This window comes from Cohnella candidum, from assembly GCF_003713065.1.
Taxonomy (GTDB): Bacteria; Bacillota; Bacilli; order Paenibacillales; family Paenibacillaceae; genus Cohnella; species Cohnella candidum.
Genome location: NZ_CP033433.1, coordinates 5,175,077 through 5,194,684, shown reverse-complemented (window position 1 = coordinate 5,194,684; position 19,608 = coordinate 5,175,077). Strand labels below are relative to the sequence as shown.

Sequence of the window (19,608 nt, the reverse complement as noted above, 5' to 3'; positions counted from 1 at the left end):
CGAAAAGATAAGGAAGCACTCACGCCAGTAATAGCCCCTAGAAGAGATAAAAACGGCGAAACCCCGTAGAGGACGCTCCTTTGAGCTTGGTGTCCGCTACGGGGTGAATACGCCTGCCGTTATTTTATGGTGTCCATCGGCGACGACATGGTGGGGAGAGCTTCGGAGAGCGTGCGCATGACGTTCATTTTTTCCCAAGGGTCTTCGCGACCTAAATACGTCAGAGAAAAAGGACCGCTGAACTCGGCTTCCCGGCAGATCTCGAGGCACTTTTTGAAATCGACTTCGTCGATGCGGCCTTGAGCGTCCAACCTGGCTTTGGCATGAACCGTCTCGGCGATGGGAATCACTTCTTGCAGTTGATCATATTTATTGCGGTCAAAATTACCAAAGTCGGCGGTGAAGCCTACTTTCCCTTGGCACAAGTCGATGAGCCTCAAACAGTTTTCGGAATTGGACAGCAGGCCGCCAAGGTTTTCGGTGACGACCCGAATGCCCGCATCCGCCGCGTAAACGGCCAACTCCGAGAGGCCTGCAGCCGCACGGATCAAAGCGGCCCGGTCATCGGGAGAGCTGTCGCCGGCGGGAATGCGGACGCGGCTGAAACCGGCTTGGGCCGCGGATTCGATCCATTTGCGATACAGCTCCAGCTCGGCGGTTCTCCGCTGCGGATCCGCGCTGGATAAATCCCCGAAGTCGAGAAGCAGCGAGGCCAGCTCCACCTTGGATACTTCCGCAACATGGCGGATATCGCGCAGCGTTTGGTCGTTACGCGATTTTAGATGGACATAGGCAAGCTCCAAGGAATGATAGGCGTTAGAGCCCATTCTCACCAACAATCCGAGCAGACTCGTTTCTTCGGGCATCGTCTCCGTCGTCACGACCTGCCGTTTTTGCTTATCGTCCCATTCAATGAGACGAAGAGGACCTAAGTATCGTTCAAAAGACCAGCTGTTCAGCGAGTAATTCATGCCACTCCCTCCTTGCATGTTGACCCGTTCCTCGATTAATTGTTAATAAACGTCGGATACGGGGTTCAATCATCAAGCGGGACGCGCGAGTCGTTTACGTGGCATTCGGATCTTGTCCCGGCTTGCGGTCGTAACGATCGTCGACTTCCTTGGCCATGGAGCGGTATAATTCCGTCTCTTCCGCGATCGGATCCCTTTCCGTCTGGATGCGGATTTCCCAACGCGGAGGCAGCTTCCTCACGGCTTCTTTGCCGGGATCTTCATGCTCCGTCTCCCCGCCGATCAACCGTTCCGCCAGCAGCCTTTCCGCTTCGCTTTCTTGCTTGCGTTCGCGTTCCATTTTTCATCGCCCCCTCATCCTGGCAGGATGGTGCAAAGCCCATCCACTCTCCTTTCAGTATTACCCTTTCGAAGTTTCTCGCTCACGGTTTTCCTGTGGAGCCTCTCGGTATTAGGGTGACTTGCGTTCGATGATCAGCCGGCTCCGAATCCGGATTTGCGATCATCTCCAGAACCGCCTCCGCCGCAATTTTCCCCATCCACCTGCGTTCCTGCCGGATCGAAGTTAACGTAGGATTTACATACTCGCACAAAGGGAGGTCGTCGTATCCTACGACCATAAGCTGCTCGGGCACTTTGACTTGGCGTTCTTTAGCCGCTTGAATGACTCCGGCGGCAATCGTATCCGCCGCGCAGAAAACGGCATCCGGCGGGTTCTGAAGGGAAAGCAGGCGATGCCCTTCGGCGATGCCGCTGTCCACGGAGTATTCACCTTCAAGGATATATTCAGGCAGGACCGGAAGTCCGGCTTCTGCCAAAGTATGTTTGTACGTTTCGAGGCGTTTGGCGGACTCGTAGCTCCAGCCCGGTCCTGAGATGTGGGCGATTTTCGTTCGCCCCTCTTCGAGCAAGTGCCGAACGGCCATGATGGCGCCGCCTTCGTCGTCCGATGAAACGTAACCCGTCCGTCTGCCGGCCAAATTCCGATCGAAAACGATGCACGGTACGCCGCTGTCGAGCAGGCTCTGGACGATCGCGGGCTGCGGATAATCCCCCAGCATGATGACGCCGTCGACGCGATATTCGGTCGCATGCTTCAGGAAATCTTCGTCCGGGCTGGCGGCGAACATGAGGACGTGGTATTTTTCCTTCACGAGAGCTTCCCGGATGCCGGAAACGACCTCGCTCCAGTAGATGTGAGTAATGAAAGACTCCAGCAAGTCGTCCGACATGAACAAGCCGATCAAGTTCGATTTTCCGGTCGTTAGGCTTTTCGCGAAAACATTCGGTGTATAGGTCGAGCCCTCGACTGCGGCAAGCACCTTCTGCTTGGTCTCCTCACTCACCCCTTTATAGTGGTTCATAACTTTAGAGACAGTGGACTTCGAGACTCCCGCCTTCCTGGCGACGTCAGAAATATTCAAGCCGATGCACCTTTCGGTTCTAAATTCGGAAACCGTTTTCAACCCGGATTATACCAACCGACCTCACCCTCAACAAGGCATTCGACAAACAAAAAGAACACAAGCGCCTAATCTCTCATGGGTCGCCGTGTTCTCTTTATTTTCGACAATGAATTTTAGCGGGAAGGGAGCGCTCCGATCAACTCTTCGTGAATCTTTCCGTTGCTCGCAGCGACATTGCGGACCCCGAGATGGTACGGTTCGCCTTGCGTATCCGTAATCCGTCCGCCGGATTCCTCCACGAGCAGCGAACCGGCCGCGATATCCCATGCGCTCAGCCCGATTTCCCAGAAGCCGCTGAGCCGCCCCGCGGCTACATAAGCCAACTGCAAAGCGGCGGAACCCGCTACGCGCAGATTCCGAACCTTCGGCGCCATGGCCTGAATGCCCGCCATGTTCGCCGGCAGCGCCTGCAGATGGTCCGCCGGGAAGCCGGTGGCGACCAGGCTTTGCGATAGCGACGTTTCCTTGGACACCTGCATCAAGCGGCCATGTACGTAGGCGCCTTTGCCCCGCTCCGCAAGGAACAGCTCATCGCGCACCGGATCGTAAATGACGCCCACGATCACTTGGCCGCGATGCGCAAGCGCGATGGACACCGAGTAAAACGGGAAACCGTGAACGTAGTTCGTGGTTCCGTCGATCGGATCCACGATCCACAGGTATTCGGCCCCGGACGCCTGTTCCAGCGCTTTCGCGGAAGCTTCGGGGCCCGGCTCGACGCCCTCTTCGCCCAGGAAGGCGTGGTGGGGAAAGTGGGTTGCGATCAAGTTCCGGATCAGCCGCTCGCATCCCTTATCCACTTCCGTTACCAGATCATGCTGCGAATATTTCGTATCGAGCTGGCTGAAATTGCCGCTTTTGCTTTTGATCCATTCTCCGGCCTTGGCCGCGCAGTTGATGGCGACCGCGGTAAAGCTTTTGCCGCCGACGATGCTCTCCGGGCGGTTCTCGTCCAATTGGCATCCCTCAGATCGATTCAATGATTTTCAGCTATGAATTCGTAATCGCATTACCTCTAGCTTATACGAAAACCGCAGAGTCCGGTTGCGCGGTTGTTCGCCTTTTCTTACATTTCGCGAATGCCCTTAATGATGAGGTAGACGGCCATTGCCAGCAGCGTGACGCGGAGGATCCACATCAGTTGACGGCCGCTGAGCCTGGATGCGATGACGGCTCCCGCTCGTCCGCCGACCAAGGCGCCGGGCGCCAGCGCCGCGAACAGCCTCCAATCCACGTTGCCGTGCCAGACGTGAACGCCCGATCCGAGAACGGAAGACAGCATAATAACGAACATCGAGGTTGCCGTGGCGACGTGGGGCGGAAACCGGAACAGCAGCACCATGAGAGGCACGAACAGCGAGCCGCCGCCGATGCCGAACAGTCCGGACGCCATGCCGACTCCGAGTCCGATCAGCAAGGCAAGCTGCAGGTTATAGCCGTATTCGTAAACATTTCCGGCGCCGTCCGTGAACTTCCTTTTGATCTTCCAGTCGATGTTCAGGGGTTTCATTCTCTCGCGGGCGACCATCAGAGCAAACATGACGAACATGAAAATGCCGAACGAGAGTTGAAAAGGACCTTGCGGAATCGAGTTGGTCAGCAAAGCCCCGACCATCGCCGCCGGCCCGCTCGTGATGAAAAATAACCAGCCGCTTCGAAAATCGACTTTTCCTTGCCGGCGGTATGTCCACGTGGCGGACAATGCGGTGAAGATGAGCACCGCAAGCGAAGTGCCGACCGCCGTCTGGGTCGTCACCGGTTCACCGAGAAGGGATGGCCCCATCAGGACGAGCACCGGTACGGTGATGATCCCTCCGCCCAATCCGACGATACTGCCGAACACGGCCGCCACGATTCCGATGATGAACAATACAAGCAAACTCAACCACATGCGCAGCGCTCCCGTACGACTGTTATCCTTTTAAACATAACACGGGGGCCCGGCCAGTTCAACGCGCCGCCAGCACGGGCGGACGCCCGATGGAGTAGTAATCGAACCCGGCTTCGTCCATGGCCGCGGGGGAAAACAGGTTCCGGCCGTCGAAGAGGATCGGCCTTCGCACCCAACTGCGAAGGCTCGGCAAATCCAAAGTCGCGATTTCCGGCCATTCCGTGACCACTAGGCAGGCATCGGAGCCCTCAACCGCTTGGCGCAGGTCATCCGTGTACACAGGGCCGTCTCCCAGCTCCAGCTTCGCTTTCCGGGTCGCTTGCGGATCGTAAGCCCGAACGGCGGCCCCCTCGCTTAACAGAAATCGAATAATCGGAATGGAGGGCGCCGAGCGCATATCGTCGGTTCCGGCCTTGAAGGACAAGCCGAGCACGGCCAGTTTCAAGCCTTTGAGGCTGCCGAGCGTCGCCTTCACTTTTTCCGCGAAGCGCAAGGGCTGCATCCGGTTTGTTCGGATGACCGGCTTCAACAGCTCAAAATCGTGACCCGCAGACTCCGCCATGTGGAGCAGGGCTTGTACATCCTTAGGAAAGCAGGAGCCCCCGTAGCCGATCCCCGCCGAAAAATGCTTCGTCCCGATTCGGGTATCCAGCCCCACGCCATATGCGAGCTCAGTGACATCCGCTCCCGTGGCTTCGCACAACTGGGCCATATTATTGATGAAGGAGATTTTCATGGCGAGAAAAGCGTTACTGGCGTATTTCATCAGTTCCGCCGTTTCCCATCCGGTGCGGACGATAGGAATTCCAAGCGGAGCGTAAAGTGCCTCCAAAACGTCTCCGGCGCGTGAGCTGGCGGTGCCGATGACGATCCGTTCCGCCCGCGTGAAATCCGAAACGGCGGTTCCTTCCCGTAAGAATTCGGGGTTGCACGCTGCTTCGAAGGGATGCGTTGTTTGCGCCGCGATCGTATCGCGCACGAGACGCGTCGTCCCCGCGGGAACCGTGCTTTTAACAGCTACGACGGCGTCCGGCCGGAGAGCTTGTCCGATCGACGAAGCCGCCGCGAGCACGGACGAAACGTCGGCATCGCCGCCCGGTCCCATCGGCGTGCCGACCGCGATGAAGATCAGCTCCGCTTGAGCCGCCGCCTGTGATGGGTCGGCCGTGAAGGTTAGTCGCCCGTTAGCGGCGTTCCGGCTCAGCAGTTCCGGCAAACCCGGCTCGTAAAACGGGAGGGCGCCGGCCTGCAAAGAGGCGATTTTGGAGGTGTCGGTGTCGCAGCATACGACCGAATGGCCAAGCTCCGCGAGGCAGGCTCCGCTTACCAAGCCGACGTATCCCGTGCCCAGGATCGCGATCCTTTTCACTTGCCTGCCTCCTTGCCGACCGAATGATAAGTTTTAAACCACTCCGCGAAACGGGCCAATCCGATCTCCAGCGGCGTGCTGGGCGCAAACCCGACATCCCTCCGCAAGTCCGCCGTATCCGCGAACGTTTCCACGACATCTCCGCTTTGCATATCCAGAAACTCTTTAACGGCGGGCATTCCCAGTTCTTTTTCCAATATCGAGATGAAATCCAGCAGAGGGACCGGCTCATGGTTCCCGATATTATAAATGCGGTAAGGCGCGCTGCTGACGGCTGGATCCGGACGCTCGGCATCCCAATCGGGATCCGGTACGGCAGGACGGTCCAACAGCCGAACGATGCCTTCCACGATATCGTCGATGTACGTGAAGTCCCGCTTCATTCGGCCCTGGTTGTAGACTTGGATCGGTCTGCCTTCCACGATCGCTCGGGCGAAGGAGTAGTAGGCCATGTCCGGTCTCCCCCATGGGCCGTAAACCGTGAAAAAACGCAGACCGGTGGAAGGAATGCCGTACAGATGAGCGTAGGAATGGGCCATCATTTCGTTCGCTTTTTTCGTGGCTGCGTACAAGCTGAGAGGATGTTCCGCCGAGTGATGCTCGGAATAGGGCAAATTCTCGTTCGATCCGTATACCGAGCTCGAGGAAGCAAACAGCAGATGGCGAATGGAATGGCTGCGGCAGCTTTCCAAAACGTTCAGGAAACCGACCAGGTTGGACTCCGCGTACTCATGCGGCTCTTTCAAGCTGTGCCTCACCCCGGCTTGCGCAGCCATATGAATGACGTGCGTCGGCCGGTGTTCCTTGAATACCCGCTCCATTTGCTGCCGGTCCGCAATCGATATTCGTTCGAACGTAAATGCGTCCGGCGACTGGTCGATCAGCCGCTGCAGCCTGGCTTGCTTGAGACCGACGTCGTAATAGGCGTTCAGATTGTCGATTCCGACAACCTCGTGCCCGTCCCGAAGGAGCCGCGCCGCCGTGTGGTAACCGATGAATCCCGCGCTGCCGGTAACCATTATCCGTTTCATCGGAAACCTCCTTTTACACATCCTTATGCGGGAGCCGGACGCCGGGAAGCGGCTTTCCCACGAAAAAAAACAGCGAGCCGAAAGGCTGCTGTCTCTTCTCGTCCCCTGAAGGAAGAAATCAAATGCCTACGATATTATAGCCGTTGTCCACGTAAATGACTTCACCCGTAATGCCGCGCGCCCAATGGCTCATCAGGAACAGGGCCGTGTCGCCGACCTCGGCCGCCTCCGTCGTGCGCCGCAGCGGGGCTTTCTCTTCGACCTGCCGCAAAATCGTATTGAATCCGGCGATGCCTTTGGCGGCCAGCGTGCGGATCGGACCGGCGGAAATCGCGTTGATCCGGACGTTATGCTGCCCCAAATCCGCCGCGATATAGCGGACGGAAGCTTCCAGCGCGGCTTTGGCCACGCCCATGACGTTGTAGTTCGGAAGGGCGCGTTCCGCGCCGAGATAGGTCATCGTGACGATGCTGCCGCCCTCGGTCATGAGAGGATACAGCCGCTGAACGACTGCCGTCAGGGAGTAAACGCTGATGTCGTGCGCAAGGGCGAAACCGGCACGGGAGGTGTTGACGTAAGCGCCGTCCAGCTCCTCTGCCTTGGCGAAAGCGATGCAGTGCGCGATGCCGTGCAGCACGCCGATCTCGTCTTTCAGGCGGGCGGCGAGCGATTCGATATCCTCGTCGGACGTCACGTTGCAGAGAAGCGTGATAGAGCCGGGAATCGTGTCCGCGAGTTTTTTCACGCGTTCTTCGACCCGCTCGCTCTCGTATGTAAATACCAAGCGCGCGCCTTGGGATGCCAGCGACTGCGCGATCGCCCACGCGATGCTCCGTTCGTTCGCCACGCCCATGACCACGATGTTCTTGCCTTGCAGCAATCCGTCCATCTCTCGTGATTCCTCCTCTAACGGAATGAAACGGCTCCCATTTTTGCCATCGGCCGCCTACTTGTCCAACGTAACGCATTTGGAACGGGATTGCAACCGTTATCCGCGAGGCTGAACCTCGATGCTCGCCCCTCCCGTGACGGTGATCGGAGCGCCTTTGGACTCCAGCGCGCGCATGTCGTCCATGAGGCGCAGCAGCGCTTCATCCTTGCGTTTGGCTTCGATCATCACGTCGATGGCGGGCGTTTCCGGGGCGATGTCTAGCAGGAAGCTCACAAGGGGTCCGGAGTCGACATGGTCCGCGTGTCCGCGGGGGTCGCTTTCGCTTTTGGGGCTGGAGATGTGCATTTTGGGCGGCAAGGAGTGGCCGTAGTTCCGCTCCCATGTCTTGAGAATCCGAGGCCATAGCTCTTCCGGACGATCGTTGTCCGGATTGTTGACCGCGTGATGGTGAAGGTCCAGCACCATAGGAGCGCCCACTTGCTCGCAAATGTCGAGCGTCTCGGCGGCGGTGAAGGTTTTGTCGTCGTTTTCGAGGGTAATCCGGCGGGTGATGTGCTCTTCGATTTCGTTGAATTGCTTGATAAAACGCTGGCCGGCGGCTTCCTTATCCCCGTAAGTGCCTCCGACGTGGATATTGCAGGTCGCCTTCTCGTCCAGCCCCATCATTTCGAGCATTTTCACATGGTGGCGGAGATCGCGGACCGAGTTCGCGTACACCTCGGGACGGGGCGTGCTCAGCACCGTAAAATGGTCGGGATGGAACGAAAGCCGGATGCCGTGTTCGAGCGCGAAAGCCCCTACCTCCGCGAAGTCGTCGGCCAGCGGCGTATAGGGGTCCCAGTCGCTCATATCCTGGTGCGTGGCGAGCGGAATGAGTTTGGACGTCAGCCGGTAAACATGGACGTCCATGTAGCGGTTGTGCTTCAGCAGGCGCATCGTGTTGTGAAGGTTTTCCCGGGCAATTTGCTCAAGGCGGCGCAAACCGGCTTCCCGGTCGGGCAGCTTGGAGAACGTCGCCATCGTCATCGTGCGGGAAGGCGACGCGTTTTCCAACTGCACGGACATGGCGACGTAACCGAAGCGGACGATCATGGCGGTCGGATCCCCTTTCGCATTTCGGGCTCATGGTTAGGTAGGTGCCGCTCATGCAGGGGGATGTTTCGCGGCTACGGTTTACTTTTGGTCTCCGAAAAACATTTCATGCGCCAAAGCCGTTTGCACCCGCGCCTCTTCGTCGGTCAGCTTGCGGATAAGCTCCATTTCCACTTCGGTCACTTCTTCGCCGGCGAAGTTGATTTCCGCGATCGAAGCGACGATGCGGACGATGGCGACCGCCCGGTTGTCCGGCGCGTAGGCGATCACTTTTTGGCCGGTCGGGAAAACGCGGAAGTGTTTTTTGACCATTTTGCCGCGGCCGTATTCGAGCAGCTCGTAAAGCTCGCGGTCCGATTTGAATTTGCACACCGAATTGAACTCCGTCTGGAAGCCCATGGCGATCCCTCCAACAGTTATTTTGACCATTATAAGCTGGCGGCGCGGGGAAAAGGAAGGGCGGGGCTTGCGGGGTACTGCGTGTCACTAACCACTAACCAAAGAAAAAGAGCGGCATAAGCTGCCGCTCTTTGATCAAACACCCTTAATTCCCGCCGCCGTAGTCGATCGACTGCTTCTCCTCGTAGCGCTCGAGCGCCAAACGGATGAGCGTGTCGAGCAGCTCCTGGTACGAGACGCCGGTTTCCTTCCACATCAGCGGGTACATGCTGTACGGCGTGAAGCCGGGCATCGTGTTCACCTCGTTGATGAACAACGCGCCGTCGCTGCGGCGGAGGAAGAAGTCGGCGCGGCACAGGCCGGAGCCGTCGATCGCCAAGAAGGCGCGCACGGCCATCGAGCGAACCGCATCAACAACCTCCTGCGACAGGTTCGCCGGGATTTCCATCTCCGACTTGCCGTCGATGTACTTGGCTTTGTAATCGTAGAATTCATTGGAGCTGCGGATCTCGCCGGGGACCGAAGCGCGGGGCTCGTCGTTGCCGAGCACGCTGACCTCGATCTCCCGAGCGTCGACGAATTCCTCGACGATGACTTTGCGGTCGAACCGCAGCGCTTCTTCGATCGCGGCCGCCAGCTCATCGCGGTTGCGCGCTTTGGAGACGCCGACGCTGGAGCCGAGGTTGGCCGGCTTGACAAAGCACGGGTAGCCGAGCTCCTCGATTTCGTCCAAGCGTGCCTCGCGGTCTTGTTTCCAGCCGAACCGGGTAAAGTGGCGGTACCCAACTTGGGGCAGTCCGGCTTGCGCGAACATCGTTTTCATCGCGACCTTGTCCATCCCGACCGCCGAAGCGAGAACGCCCGCCCCGACGTACGGCAGCCCGGCCATCTCGAACAGACCCTGGATCGTCCCGTCTTCCCCGAACGTGCCGTGCAGCAGCGGGAACATGACGTCGACGGGTTTCCCGTCGCCCGCAGCCCCTTCGCCTTCGGCGAGCATGCTCTCCGACATGCCGCGAAGCACCGGCTGAAGCGCATACCCCGCGCCCGCGCCGGCCTCGCCATCAGCAGCCCCTCCGCCGAATTGCAGCTCCGCCACCGCCGCCGGAGGCGCCTGCAGCAACGGTCCCGAGCGCCATTGTCCCGAATGCGTGATATAAAAAGGAATCAGTTCGTATTTTCCGTAATCGAAAGCCTTCAAAACCGCCAGCGCGGTCTGCAGCGACACTTCATGCTCTCCCGATCGTCCTCCGTATACGAGGCCGACGCGGATTTTGTTCCCCATGACTTACCTCCGTATGCCTGTCTTCTGGATAACATACCCATACCCGTTGCTTGATCGCTTAAAACGTCGCTTAAAACTCGTCGTGGATGTGGAAAAAACGGTACCTGGTTCTGCTGGTATATGCGTATGAATCCCGGTAGTCCCAGTAGCGGTGGCGGCTCGCGACCGTATTGGCGTTGACCAGCGGCGATCCGTCCGGCGCGAACGCGGTCACGATCGTATTGTGGCCGAACCGTCCGGAACCGTCCCAATCGTAACAAATCACGTCCCCGAGCTGCAGGCCGTCGGGAGAACCCAACGCTTCCGCGCGGAGACCGCTGCTTCTGGGATGCCCCAAATACCGCTGCAGGCTGTCGGCCACGGCCCAGCTGAAACTCCACATTTCGCGGCCGTTCGACATGCCTTGGTACCACCAGCCCGTTTCCCTTCTCCCAGTATAGTTCATAGGCGCATGGCCTGCAAAGATGCACTGGGACACGTAGTTCGTGCAGTTTACTTCGAAATTATGGTAGGCGGGATTCGGGTCATTCCACCATCTCTCGGCATACGCGACGGCCTCGGCACGGCGATACGGGATGCCCCTCCGGTAAGGATCGTAACCGTAGGCCCCGTCCGCCCCCGGCCCCGCATACACCCTCGACTGAAAGCGCCCGCGAGGGTTCATATTAATATAAGGAACGGATGGCATCGCGTCCCTTCGCTCAAATAAATCTTCCAGCTCGTCATCCGGCTGCGGGACGACCGCACGGAACCGCCCTTCAATCGCCAGCGGCTCCGCCGCATCGAGCCTCCACTCTTTGCCGGCGGAAACGAAACGGAGCCTCTCCCGATCGACGCGTTCCTCTTGCCAGGTGACGCCGAGCTGCTCGCAAGAACGCACGAAATGAAGCGAGACGTCCGCCCACACGTCCTTGCCGTTTTCGGAATGGCGCTCGATCCGCGCACGCACTTCGCTGCGCACCGTGCGGATACCAAGCAGGGCTTCCCGGTTGGCCGTTTCCGTCAGGCGCGCCGAAAGCCGATTGCGGTGGAGAGCGTCCGGCACCGCGCGCAGGGCGGACGGATCCCCCCGGAGCCCCGCTTCGTTCACCGCATTCACGTAACCGTACAAAGTTTCCTTCCAGTCCGCTTGCTTTTTATGCGATTCCGGCACCGGACCTTCCCCCTTTCCCCTTCCCGCTGCGTAACTCGGATGGCGTCGATTTATCTTATTCGCGGGAGGGCGGGCGCATGACGCGGACCGCGCGGGGCAAGCCATTTTAGCGGAATTCGGATGAAACGGAACGGGCGTGCGGATTCTAAGGCTTATGGGCAAAAAGTCTTTACGGCGCAAGGCCGAGAGAGTATACTGAAATACGGAAATGTTTTATGAAATCGTGTTTCACAGAGTGAAACAACGTAATCGTCCGCAAGGAGGCTGAACTACTTGTCCACCTTACCGTATCAAGTCCAAGCCGACCTGCAGTCGTCCGGGCAAACGTTCCGGTACTATCGTCTGCAGGCTCTGGAAGAACAAGGCCTGGGCCCCGTATCCAAACTTCCTTTCTCCATGAAAGTTCTGCTTGAAGCCGCCGTTCGCCAATTCGACGGCCGCGGCATCACGCTGGAACACATCAAGCAATTGGCCACTTGGGCCGAAGGCCGCGAAGACAAGGAAATCCCCTTGATTCCCGCGCGCATCGTTCTGCAAGACTTCACCGGCGTTCCCGTCGTCGTCGACTTGGCGGCCATGCGCGACACCGTGAAGCAAGCCGGCGGCGATCCGAAACGGATCAACCCGCTCGTGCCGGTCGATCTCGTTATCGACCACTCCGTCATGGTCGACGCTTTCGGCTCTCCCGAAGCGCTCAAGTACAACATGGACATCGAGTTCGAGCGCAACGAGGAACGCTACCGCTTCCTGCGTTGGGCGCAAACCGCGTTCGATAATTTCCGCGCCGTTCCTCCGGCAACCGGTATCGTCCACCAGGTCAACCTGGAGTACCTCGCTTCCGTCGCCGCGAAGAAGAACAAAGACGGCGTTACCGAAGTGTTCCCGGACTCCCTCGTCGGCACCGACTCCCACACGACCATGATCAACGGTCTGGGCGTCGTCGGCTGGGGCGTCGGCGGCATCGAAGCCGAAGCGTGCATGCTCGGCCAGCCGCTGTACTTCGTCATGCCGGAAGTCATCGGCTTCAAACTGACGGGCAAGCTTTCGGAAGGCGCAACCGCGACCGACCTCGCGCTGACCGTTACCGAAATCCTGCGCAAGAAGGGCGTCGTCGGCAAATTCGTCGAGTTTTTCGGCCCCGGACTTTCGAACATCACGCTCGCCGACCGCGCGACGGTCGCCAACATGGCGCCGGAATACGGCGCGACGATCGGTTTCTTCCCGGTGGACTCCGAAACGCTGAACTACCTGCGCCTCACCGGCCGCGACGACAAGCAAATCGAGCTCGTCGAAGCCTACTATAAAGCCAACGGCATGTTCCGCACGGACGAAACGCCGGATCCGGTCTTCACCGACGTCATCGAGCTCGACCTGTCGACGATCGTGCCGAGCTTGGCCGGCCCAAAACGCCCTCAGGACCGCGTCGAATTGACCGCCATGAAGAAGGCGTTCAACGACATCATCCGCACGCCGATCGACAAAGGCGGCTACGGCCTGTCCGACAGCAAAATCGACGAAACGGTCGAAGTCAAACACCCGAGCGGCCAAAGCAGCCGTTTCGGCACGGGCGCCGTCGTCATCGCCGCGATCACGAGCTGTACGAATACCTCCAACCCGAGCGTTATGCTGGGCGCGGGTCTCGTGGCCAAGAAAGCGGTCGAGCGCGGCCTGAAGAAACCGGGCTATGTCAAGAGCTCCTTGACGCCGGGTTCGCTCGTCGTCACCGACTACCTGACCAAAGCCGGCCTGCTGCCGTTCCTGGAGCAACTCGGCTTCCACGTCGCCGGCTACGGCTGCGCAACGTGTATCGGCAACTCCGGCCCGCTGCCGGACGAAGTCAGCCTGGCCATCGCCGAGAACGACATGACCGTCGCCGCCGTCCTGTCCGGTAACCGGAACTTCGAAGGCCGCGTCCATGCCCAAGTCAAAGCGAACTACCTCGCTTCCCCGCCGCTCGTCGTCGCTTACGCGCTCGCCGGCACGGTCAACATCGACCTGGCCAACGACCCGATCGGCTTCGACGGCAACAACCAGCCGGTGTACCTGAAGGACATCTGGCCGACGAACGAGGAAATCCAGCAAGCGATCGCGACGGCGCTCAACCCGGAAATGTTCCGCAGCAAATACGAGCACGTCTTCACGCAAAACGAGCAGTGGAACCAAATCCCCGTGCCGAAAGGCGAGATCTACGAGTGGGATGACAAGTCGACCTACATCGCCAACCCGCCGTTCTTCTCGAACCTGGGCACGCAAGCCGGCGACATCCACGATGTCAAAGGCGCTCGCGTGTTGGCGCTGCTCGGCGATTCCGTCACGACGGACCACATCTCCCCGGCCGGCAACATCAAAGCCGACAGCCCTGCGGGCCTGTACCTGACCGAGCACGGCGTCGACAAGAAAGACTTCAACTCCTACGGCTCCCGCCGCGGTAACCATGAAGTCATGATGCGCGGCACGTTCGCGAACATCCGGATCCGCAACCAAGTGGCTCCGGGCACGGAAGGCGGTGTCACGACCTACCTGCCGACCGACGAAGTGATGTCCATCTACGACGCATCGATGAAGTACCAGAAGAGCAACACGAACCTGGTCGTCATCGCCGGCAAAGAATACGGCACCGGAAGCTCGCGCGACTGGGCGGCCAAAGGAACGTTCCTGTTGGGCGTGAAAGCCGTCATCGCCGAAAGCTTCGAACGGATCCACCGCTCCAACCTCGTCGGCATGGGCGTTCTGCCGCTGCAATTCCAACCGGGCCAAGGCTGGAAAACGCTCGGCATCACCGGCCGCGAAACGTTCGAAATCAACGGCCTGTCCAACGACGTGACGCCGGGCCAGACGATTACCGTCACCGCCAAACGCGAAGACGGCACGTCGTTCGAATTCCCGGTCGTCGTCCGCCTGGACTCGATGGTCGACGTCGACTACTACCGCAACAGCGGCATCCTGCAAACGGTGCTGCGCCAAATGCTCGCCGGCCAGAAGTAATCCGACTGACCGTGGCATAAACCGAAGAAGCCTTCCAATCGCCGTTCGCGCGGCGGCTGGAAGGCTTTTCTTATTTCCCGTTTGGTTGGACATGCCAAGTCGGGTATAATGGAACCGACTTGTTTCAATCGATTCGGCGTCCGGAGGTGCCATCCTTGTCCACTCCCAAAGCGTCCTTCTTCAGGCGCTATCTCACCGCGATTATCCTCGTCATTCTGCTGCTCGTCGTCGGCGCCGCGCAGTTCCTGTCCTGGCCTTACGTCATCTACGGTCCGGGATCGGCCGAGCCCGTGCATCCGCGCGTGGAAACGGGCCATAAGCTCGACGAAAAAGGCTCGATCCTGTTCACGACGGTGTCCACCTACTCCAAGCCCAGCGCACTGTCGCTCGCCTATGCATGGCTGAATCCGCGGATGGATATCCACACCGAGCAAGAAGCGACCGGCGGCACGACGAATATGGCCGCTTACCGCAACCTGCTCTCCTGGATGCGCGACAGCTCCGAAGCGACCGCGATGCTCGCCGCTTACGGCGCCATGGACCGCAAAATCGACGTCCAGCAGAAAGGCGTCATCGTCGTCAATTTCCTTAAGGAATCCAAAGCGGACGATAACGGCCTTCAGGAAGGCGACATCATCACGTCCGTCGACGGCAAAGCCACGTTGAAGGCGGAGGATTTGGTCGCCGCTCTCTCCTCCCGCAAGCCCGGAGACAAAGTACAGCTGGCCGGCACGAGGGGCGGAAAGCCGTTCAAGGTCACAGTGCCGCTCATCGAAATGCCGGACACACATCGGCCGGGCATCGGCTTCCAAAACAACAGCGTCATCAAAGTCACGCCCCCGGATCCGGTCAAATTCGATTTCAACGACGTCGGCGGCCCCTCGGCGGGGCTGATGATGACGATCGAAATCGTGGCGCAGCTGACGGGCGAGGACCTCAGCCGCGGTTACCGCATCGCGGGAACCGGCACGATCGACGGGGACGGCCAGGTCGGACTCATCGGCGGCATTCAATATAAGCTGATGGCCGCCGATAAAGAAAACGTCGACTACTTCCTCGTGCCGTATACCCAATACGGGATCGAGAATTGGAAGAACGGACAATCGCCGAGCCAAACGGTGACGTCCATCCATTCCGTCGTGCAAGGGTTCGACAACTGGAATACGGCCGAGAAAACGGTCAAAGACTTGAAGCTGAAGCCGAAGCTGGTCCCGGTGTCCTCCCTGAAGGATGCGCTGGCTTTCCTGCGTTCGCTTCCGCCGAAGAAATGAGGATAGCGATTGAAAACCACCCCATCTTGGAGCCGGCGTCTCGCCGGACTGGCACTCAGCCTGACGGTTGCGGCATCTTTCACTTCCGCAATCGGAGCCATCGGCGCGGCCCCTTCCGCCGTCTATGCGGCGTCTGCCCAATCCACGGATCCCGTATCGCAGCCCGTCTGGCCGGTACTGCTGTATGAAGAGAACGATCCGGGGCGCGTGCTTCCTTCCCTCCGGGAATACGTCGCCCAAGAGCTCAAGATGTCGAAAGACGAAGCGAGTTATATGGAAGGAGATCCCTTCTACGAAGTCAATCTCGGCGGGATGCCGGACGGCTACTTCCGGCAGTTTCTCGTCGCCACATACGCCGGCGAGCACTTTTACCTTCTTTTATTGGCGACCGACAAGTCCGTGACTCACATTCGGACTCTGGATACCGTAAGCGAAGACGACGAAGGCGACATCATCATCAACACGGCGAAGTTCGACCTCGAGGTGGAAGGCAGCAAAATCACGCTCTGGAGCCAAGCCCCGTACCGCGCGTTCCAGTCGGATGCCACGCTGGAGTGGGACGGCAGCAAGCTGAACGTCCTGTCCCACGAGTACAGCGATCCTACCGATGATTATTTTCAGCAGAAAGACGCTTTGCTTAAAAAATCCGACTTGACCGGTCTCATGAAACTGGAAGGCGACGGCGAAACCGGCGTGATGTACCCGGCTTTTTACGAGGAATACTTCTCCCTGGCCGCCCCGACGCTTCAGTTGGCTTATAAGAAATCCCTGGACGCGTACAAGAAAGGCGATGCCAAGTCCGCGGCGAACATGCTGCAATACGGACTCCGGCAATACGCCGAGCCCTACGGACTGTGGGAATGGAGCACTGGGAAGCTGACGGCGGCGGACCTCAAAACCGCCGACGCCGATTTCCATCCCGAAGGCCGTTTGCCGGCCGCCACTTTCATTCCCATGCTGAACGATTACGGCTTCTTCCTGTCGGAAGCCAAACGCTACAAAGAAGCCAAACCGATTCTGCTCAACGTGATCCAGCTGGCTCCTACCCGTGCGGTAGCTTACCTCAACGCAGCGGATACGGAATGGGCGCTTGGGGACAAGAAAAACGCCAAAGCCCACTACCAGAAATATTTGAAGCTGCTCGGCAAAAACGCCTCCAAGGCGCCTGCCCGGGTGCAGCAACGTATCAAGGCCAAGTAAGCTTCAGCACGAAAAAAAGGACGTTCCCGCCAAACCGCGGGAGCGTCCTTCTGCTTTATCGAAAAATCCGTAAGATTAGGCCTGGCTGGCTTTGATCGCTTGCTCGAGATCGAACAGGATGTCGTCGATCGCTTCGGTGCCGACGGACAGACGGATCAGTCCCGGCGTTACGCCTGCGGAAGCTTGCTCGGCTTCGCCCAGCTGCTGGTGCGTCGTGCTCGCCGGATGGATGATCAGCGACTTGGAGTCGCCCACGTTGGCGAGGTGGGAGAACAGCTTCACGGAATCGATCAGCTTGCGTCCCGCATCGACGCCGCCTTTGATTTCGAAGGTCAAGATGGCTCCTTGGCCCTTCGGCAGGTATTTCTTCGCCAAACCGTACGACTCGTGGCTTTCGAGTCCCGGGTAGCTCACCGAATCGACCGCCGGGTTCGCTTCCAGGAACTTCGCGACCGCCAGCGCGTTCTGGCTGTGGCGCTCCATCCGGAGGTGCAGCGTCTCGAGGCCTTGCAGCAGCAAGAACGAGTTGAACGGCGAAAGCGCCGCGCCCATGTCGCGGAGCAGCTGCACGCGCATTTTGATAATATAAGCGAGCGGTCCGAGAGCGGCGGTATACGCCACGCCGTGATAGCTCGGATCCGGATCGGTCAAGCCCGGGAACTTGCCGCTGGCCGCCCAGTCGAATTTGCCGCCGTCGACGACGATGCCGCCGATGGACGTGCCGTGACCGCCGATGAATTTGGTGGCGGAGTGAAGGACGATGTCGGCCCCATGCTCGATCGGACGGAGCAGGTACGGGCTCGGGAACGTGTTGTCCACGATGAGCGGGATGCCGTTCTCATGCGCGATGGCAGCCACCGCCGCGATGTCGAGGACGTCGCCTTTGGGGTTGCCGATCGTCTCGGCATACAACGCTTTCGTCTTGCTCGTGATCGCTTTGCGGAAGTTTTCCGGATCGCCGGCGTCCACGAAATGCACCTTGATGCCCAGCTTCGCCAGCGAATGCGCGAACAGGTTGTAAGTACCGCCATACAACGTGGAGGACGATACGATCTCGTCGCCGGCGCCCGCGATGTTCAGAATCGAGTACGTGATCGCCGCTTGACCGGACGACACGGCCAGTGCGCCGACGCCGCCTTCCAGCGCCGCTACGCGCTGCTCGAATACGTCGGAGGTCGGGTTCATGATACGGGTATAAATGTTGCCGAACTCTTTCAGGGCAAACAGGTTGGCGGCATGCTCGGTATCCCGGAAGCCGTAGGAAGTCGTCTGATAGATCGGTACCGCGCGGGACAAAGTCGCCGGATCCAGCTGCTGTCCGGCATGGACCGCTAACGTTTCAGGCTGTAGCTTTCTCTCTTCTGACACGGGATCATCCTCCATTTTAAGGGCTTACATTTATTCCGACTGATCGAGTCGGCTTAATGGAAGTTTAACCCTCTATTCCCACTCTGTCAATCAAATAGGCTGCCGATTCAATCGGCAGCCCATCCACGCTTCCAATCTATGAAATTACCGCAAGAAATTCATCGGCAGCGGCGCCGGTTTCGCGCACGTGCTGGTCAGCTCGTAGTGCTTGCCTTCCTGCGATGCCTGAAGAATGCCGTGCATCGCTTCGAGCACGTGGTAAGCCAGCTCTCCGTTCGCTTTGTGCGGAACGCCTTCGCGGATAGAGTAAGCCATATCCACCAGGCCCAGTCCCCGGCTGTTCTCCGTATAACCGTGAGTCAGAGGCACTTCGGCGAAATCGGTGTGGCCGTATCTCTTAATGTAAACCGGTCCTCCGAACGTATTCGGGTCCGGAACCAGCAGCGTGCCTTCCGTGCCGTGGACTTCGATGTAAGGCGTCTTGGTGCCCCAAACGTCGAAGCTCGTAATGAGGGTAGCCACCGCCCCGTTCTCGAAATCCAGCACGCCCGCGATGTGCGTCGGGGTTTCGACCGGGAATTTGCGCCCGTAGTTGCTCGGGTTGGTGACGGTCCGCTCCGGGAACGTGATGCGGGCCGAACCCGTTACGCGGCGGATAGGACCGATCAAGTTAATCAGCGCCGTCAGGTAGTAAGGCCCCATGTCGAACAGCGGTCCCGCGCCCTTCTGGTACAGGAAATCCGGGTTCGGGTGGAAAATTTCCGGCCCGTGGTACATCATGAACGCCGTCGCGGCGATCGGTTCGCCGATCCAGCCTTCGTCCACCAGCTTGCGGCAGGTTTGGATGCCGCCGCCCAGGAACGTGTCCGGAGCGGAGCCGATCCGCAGCCCCTTCTCTTCCGCTTTGGCCAAAACGAGGCGGCCGTCCTCCAGTAGCGTCGCCAGCGGTTTCTCTCCGTAGGCATGCTTGCCGGCTTCGAGGATTTTGAGATGAATGTCCGCATGCGCATTCGGAATCGTCAGGTTGACGACCATGTCGATTTCCGGATCGGCGAGCAGTTCCTCCACCGAACACGCCTTGGGAATGCCGAATTCCTGAGCTCTGGCGGCCGCTCTCTGCACATCCATGTCCGCGCATGCCGCGATTTCGATGATGTCGAACTTGCGGCCCGCTTCGAAATAAATCGGGCTGATGTTGCCGACGCCGATAATCCCCACTTTGAACGGTTTCACTG

At 59.1% G+C, this 19,608-nt stretch carries 17 protein-coding genes; 3 read left to right on the top strand and 14 right to left on the bottom strand.

Annotated elements, in window-relative coordinates; translation table 11 throughout:
- Window positions 1–119: 119 nt before the first annotated feature.
- The 12 genes from EAV92_RS23950 to EAV92_RS23895 all read right to left on the bottom strand — a co-directional run bounded on the left by EAV92_RS23950 (window position 120) and on the right by EAV92_RS23895 (window position 11,549).
- Window positions 120–971, bottom strand: coding sequence for a sugar phosphate isomerase/epimerase family protein (locus EAV92_RS23950; protein ID WP_164472913.1), 852 nt, complete (start codon window positions 969–971; stop codon window positions 120–122).
- Between the two features lie 94 nt (window positions 972–1,065).
- Window positions 1,066–1,311: a hypothetical protein gene (locus EAV92_RS23945; RefSeq protein ID WP_123043405.1), complete on the bottom strand. Its 246-nt coding sequence runs from the start codon at window positions 1,309–1,311 to the stop codon at window positions 1,066–1,068.
- An 82-nt stretch (window positions 1,312–1,393) separates the two neighbouring features.
- Window positions 1,394–2,395: a LacI family DNA-binding transcriptional regulator gene (locus EAV92_RS23940; RefSeq protein ID WP_164472912.1), complete on the bottom strand. Its 1,002-nt coding sequence runs from the start codon at window positions 2,393–2,395 to the stop codon at window positions 1,394–1,396.
- A gap of 155 nt (window positions 2,396–2,550) precedes the next feature.
- Window positions 2,551–3,393, bottom strand: coding sequence for an inositol monophosphatase family protein (locus EAV92_RS23935; protein WP_123043403.1), 843 nt, complete (start codon window positions 3,391–3,393; stop codon window positions 2,551–2,553).
- A 110-nt stretch (window positions 3,394–3,503) separates the two neighbouring features.
- The gene (locus EAV92_RS23930; protein ID WP_206424265.1) at window positions 3,504–4,328 is read right to left on the bottom strand and encodes a sulfite exporter TauE/SafE family protein; all 825 of its coding nucleotides are present in this window, start codon (window positions 4,326–4,328) and stop codon (window positions 3,504–3,506) included.
- Between the two features lie 58 nt (window positions 4,329–4,386).
- Window positions 4,387–5,697, bottom strand: coding sequence for a UDP-glucose dehydrogenase family protein (locus EAV92_RS23925; protein ID WP_123043402.1), 1,311 nt, complete (start codon window positions 5,695–5,697; stop codon window positions 4,387–4,389).
- Window positions 5,694–6,728 carry an NAD-dependent epimerase gene (locus EAV92_RS23920; protein ID WP_123043401.1) on the bottom strand — a complete coding sequence of 345 codons (1,035 nt, stop codon included), beginning with the start codon at window positions 6,726–6,728 and terminating at the stop codon, window positions 5,694–5,696. Before EAV92_RS23920 ends, EAV92_RS23925 begins: the two co-directional genes overlap by 4 nt.
- Before the next feature lie 118 nt (window positions 6,729–6,846).
- Window positions 6,847–7,617: an enoyl-ACP reductase FabI gene (gene fabI / locus EAV92_RS23915; protein WP_123043400.1), complete on the bottom strand. Its 771-nt coding sequence runs from the start codon at window positions 7,615–7,617 to the stop codon at window positions 6,847–6,849.
- 99 nt (window positions 7,618–7,716) lie between these two features.
- Window positions 7,717–8,712, bottom strand: a complete 996-nt coding sequence (gene uvsE / locus EAV92_RS23910; RefSeq protein WP_123043399.1) for a UV DNA damage repair endonuclease UvsE — start codon at window positions 8,710–8,712, stop codon at window positions 7,717–7,719.
- 81 nt (window positions 8,713–8,793) lie between these two features.
- Window positions 8,794–9,111 carry a hypothetical protein gene (locus EAV92_RS23905; RefSeq protein WP_123043398.1) on the bottom strand — a complete coding sequence of 106 codons (318 nt, stop codon included), beginning with the start codon at window positions 9,109–9,111 and terminating at the stop codon, window positions 8,794–8,796.
- 145 nt (window positions 9,112–9,256) lie between these two features.
- Entirely contained in the window at window positions 9,257–10,396 is a 1,140-nt protein-coding gene (locus EAV92_RS23900; protein WP_123043397.1) for a D-alanine--D-alanine ligase, read from the bottom strand.
- A gap of 70 nt (window positions 10,397–10,466) precedes the next feature.
- Window positions 10,467–11,549 carry an amidase domain-containing protein gene (locus EAV92_RS23895; protein WP_241158381.1) on the bottom strand — a complete coding sequence of 361 codons (1,083 nt, stop codon included), beginning with the start codon at window positions 11,547–11,549 and terminating at the stop codon, window positions 10,467–10,469.
- Window positions 11,550–11,822: 273 nt separating this feature from the next.
- Here EAV92_RS23895 and acnA point away from each other — a divergent pair, with 273 nt between their 5' ends.
- The 3 genes from acnA (at window position 11,823) to EAV92_RS23880 (ending at window position 17,005) form a co-directional block, all read left to right on the top strand.
- Window positions 11,823–14,534, top strand: coding sequence for an aconitate hydratase AcnA (gene acnA, locus EAV92_RS23890; protein WP_123043395.1), 2,712 nt, complete (start codon window positions 11,823–11,825; stop codon window positions 14,532–14,534).
- Between the two features lie 155 nt (window positions 14,535–14,689).
- A complete protein-coding gene (locus EAV92_RS23885; protein WP_123043394.1) occupies window positions 14,690–15,805 on the top strand; it encodes a SepM family pheromone-processing serine protease in 1,116 nt (371 codons plus the stop codon).
- Window positions 15,806–15,814: 9 nt separating this feature from the next.
- A complete protein-coding gene (locus EAV92_RS23880; protein ID WP_123043393.1) occupies window positions 15,815–17,005 on the top strand; it encodes a tetratricopeptide repeat protein in 1,191 nt (396 codons plus the stop codon).
- A 75-nt stretch (window positions 17,006–17,080) separates the two neighbouring features.
- Here EAV92_RS23880 and EAV92_RS23875 read toward each other — a convergent pair whose 3' ends face one another.
- Both EAV92_RS23875 and EAV92_RS23870 read right to left on the bottom strand, forming a co-directional pair.
- Complete coding sequence (locus tag EAV92_RS23875) at window positions 17,081–18,373, bottom strand: homocysteine synthase (protein WP_123043392.1); 1,293 nt, start codon at window positions 18,371–18,373, stop codon at window positions 17,081–17,083.
- A 144-nt stretch (window positions 18,374–18,517) separates the two neighbouring features.
- Complete coding sequence (locus tag EAV92_RS23870; protein ID WP_123043391.1) at window positions 18,518–19,606, bottom strand: Gfo/Idh/MocA family protein; 1,089 nt, start codon at window positions 19,604–19,606, stop codon at window positions 18,518–18,520.
- Window positions 19,607–19,608: the final 2 nt, after the last annotated feature.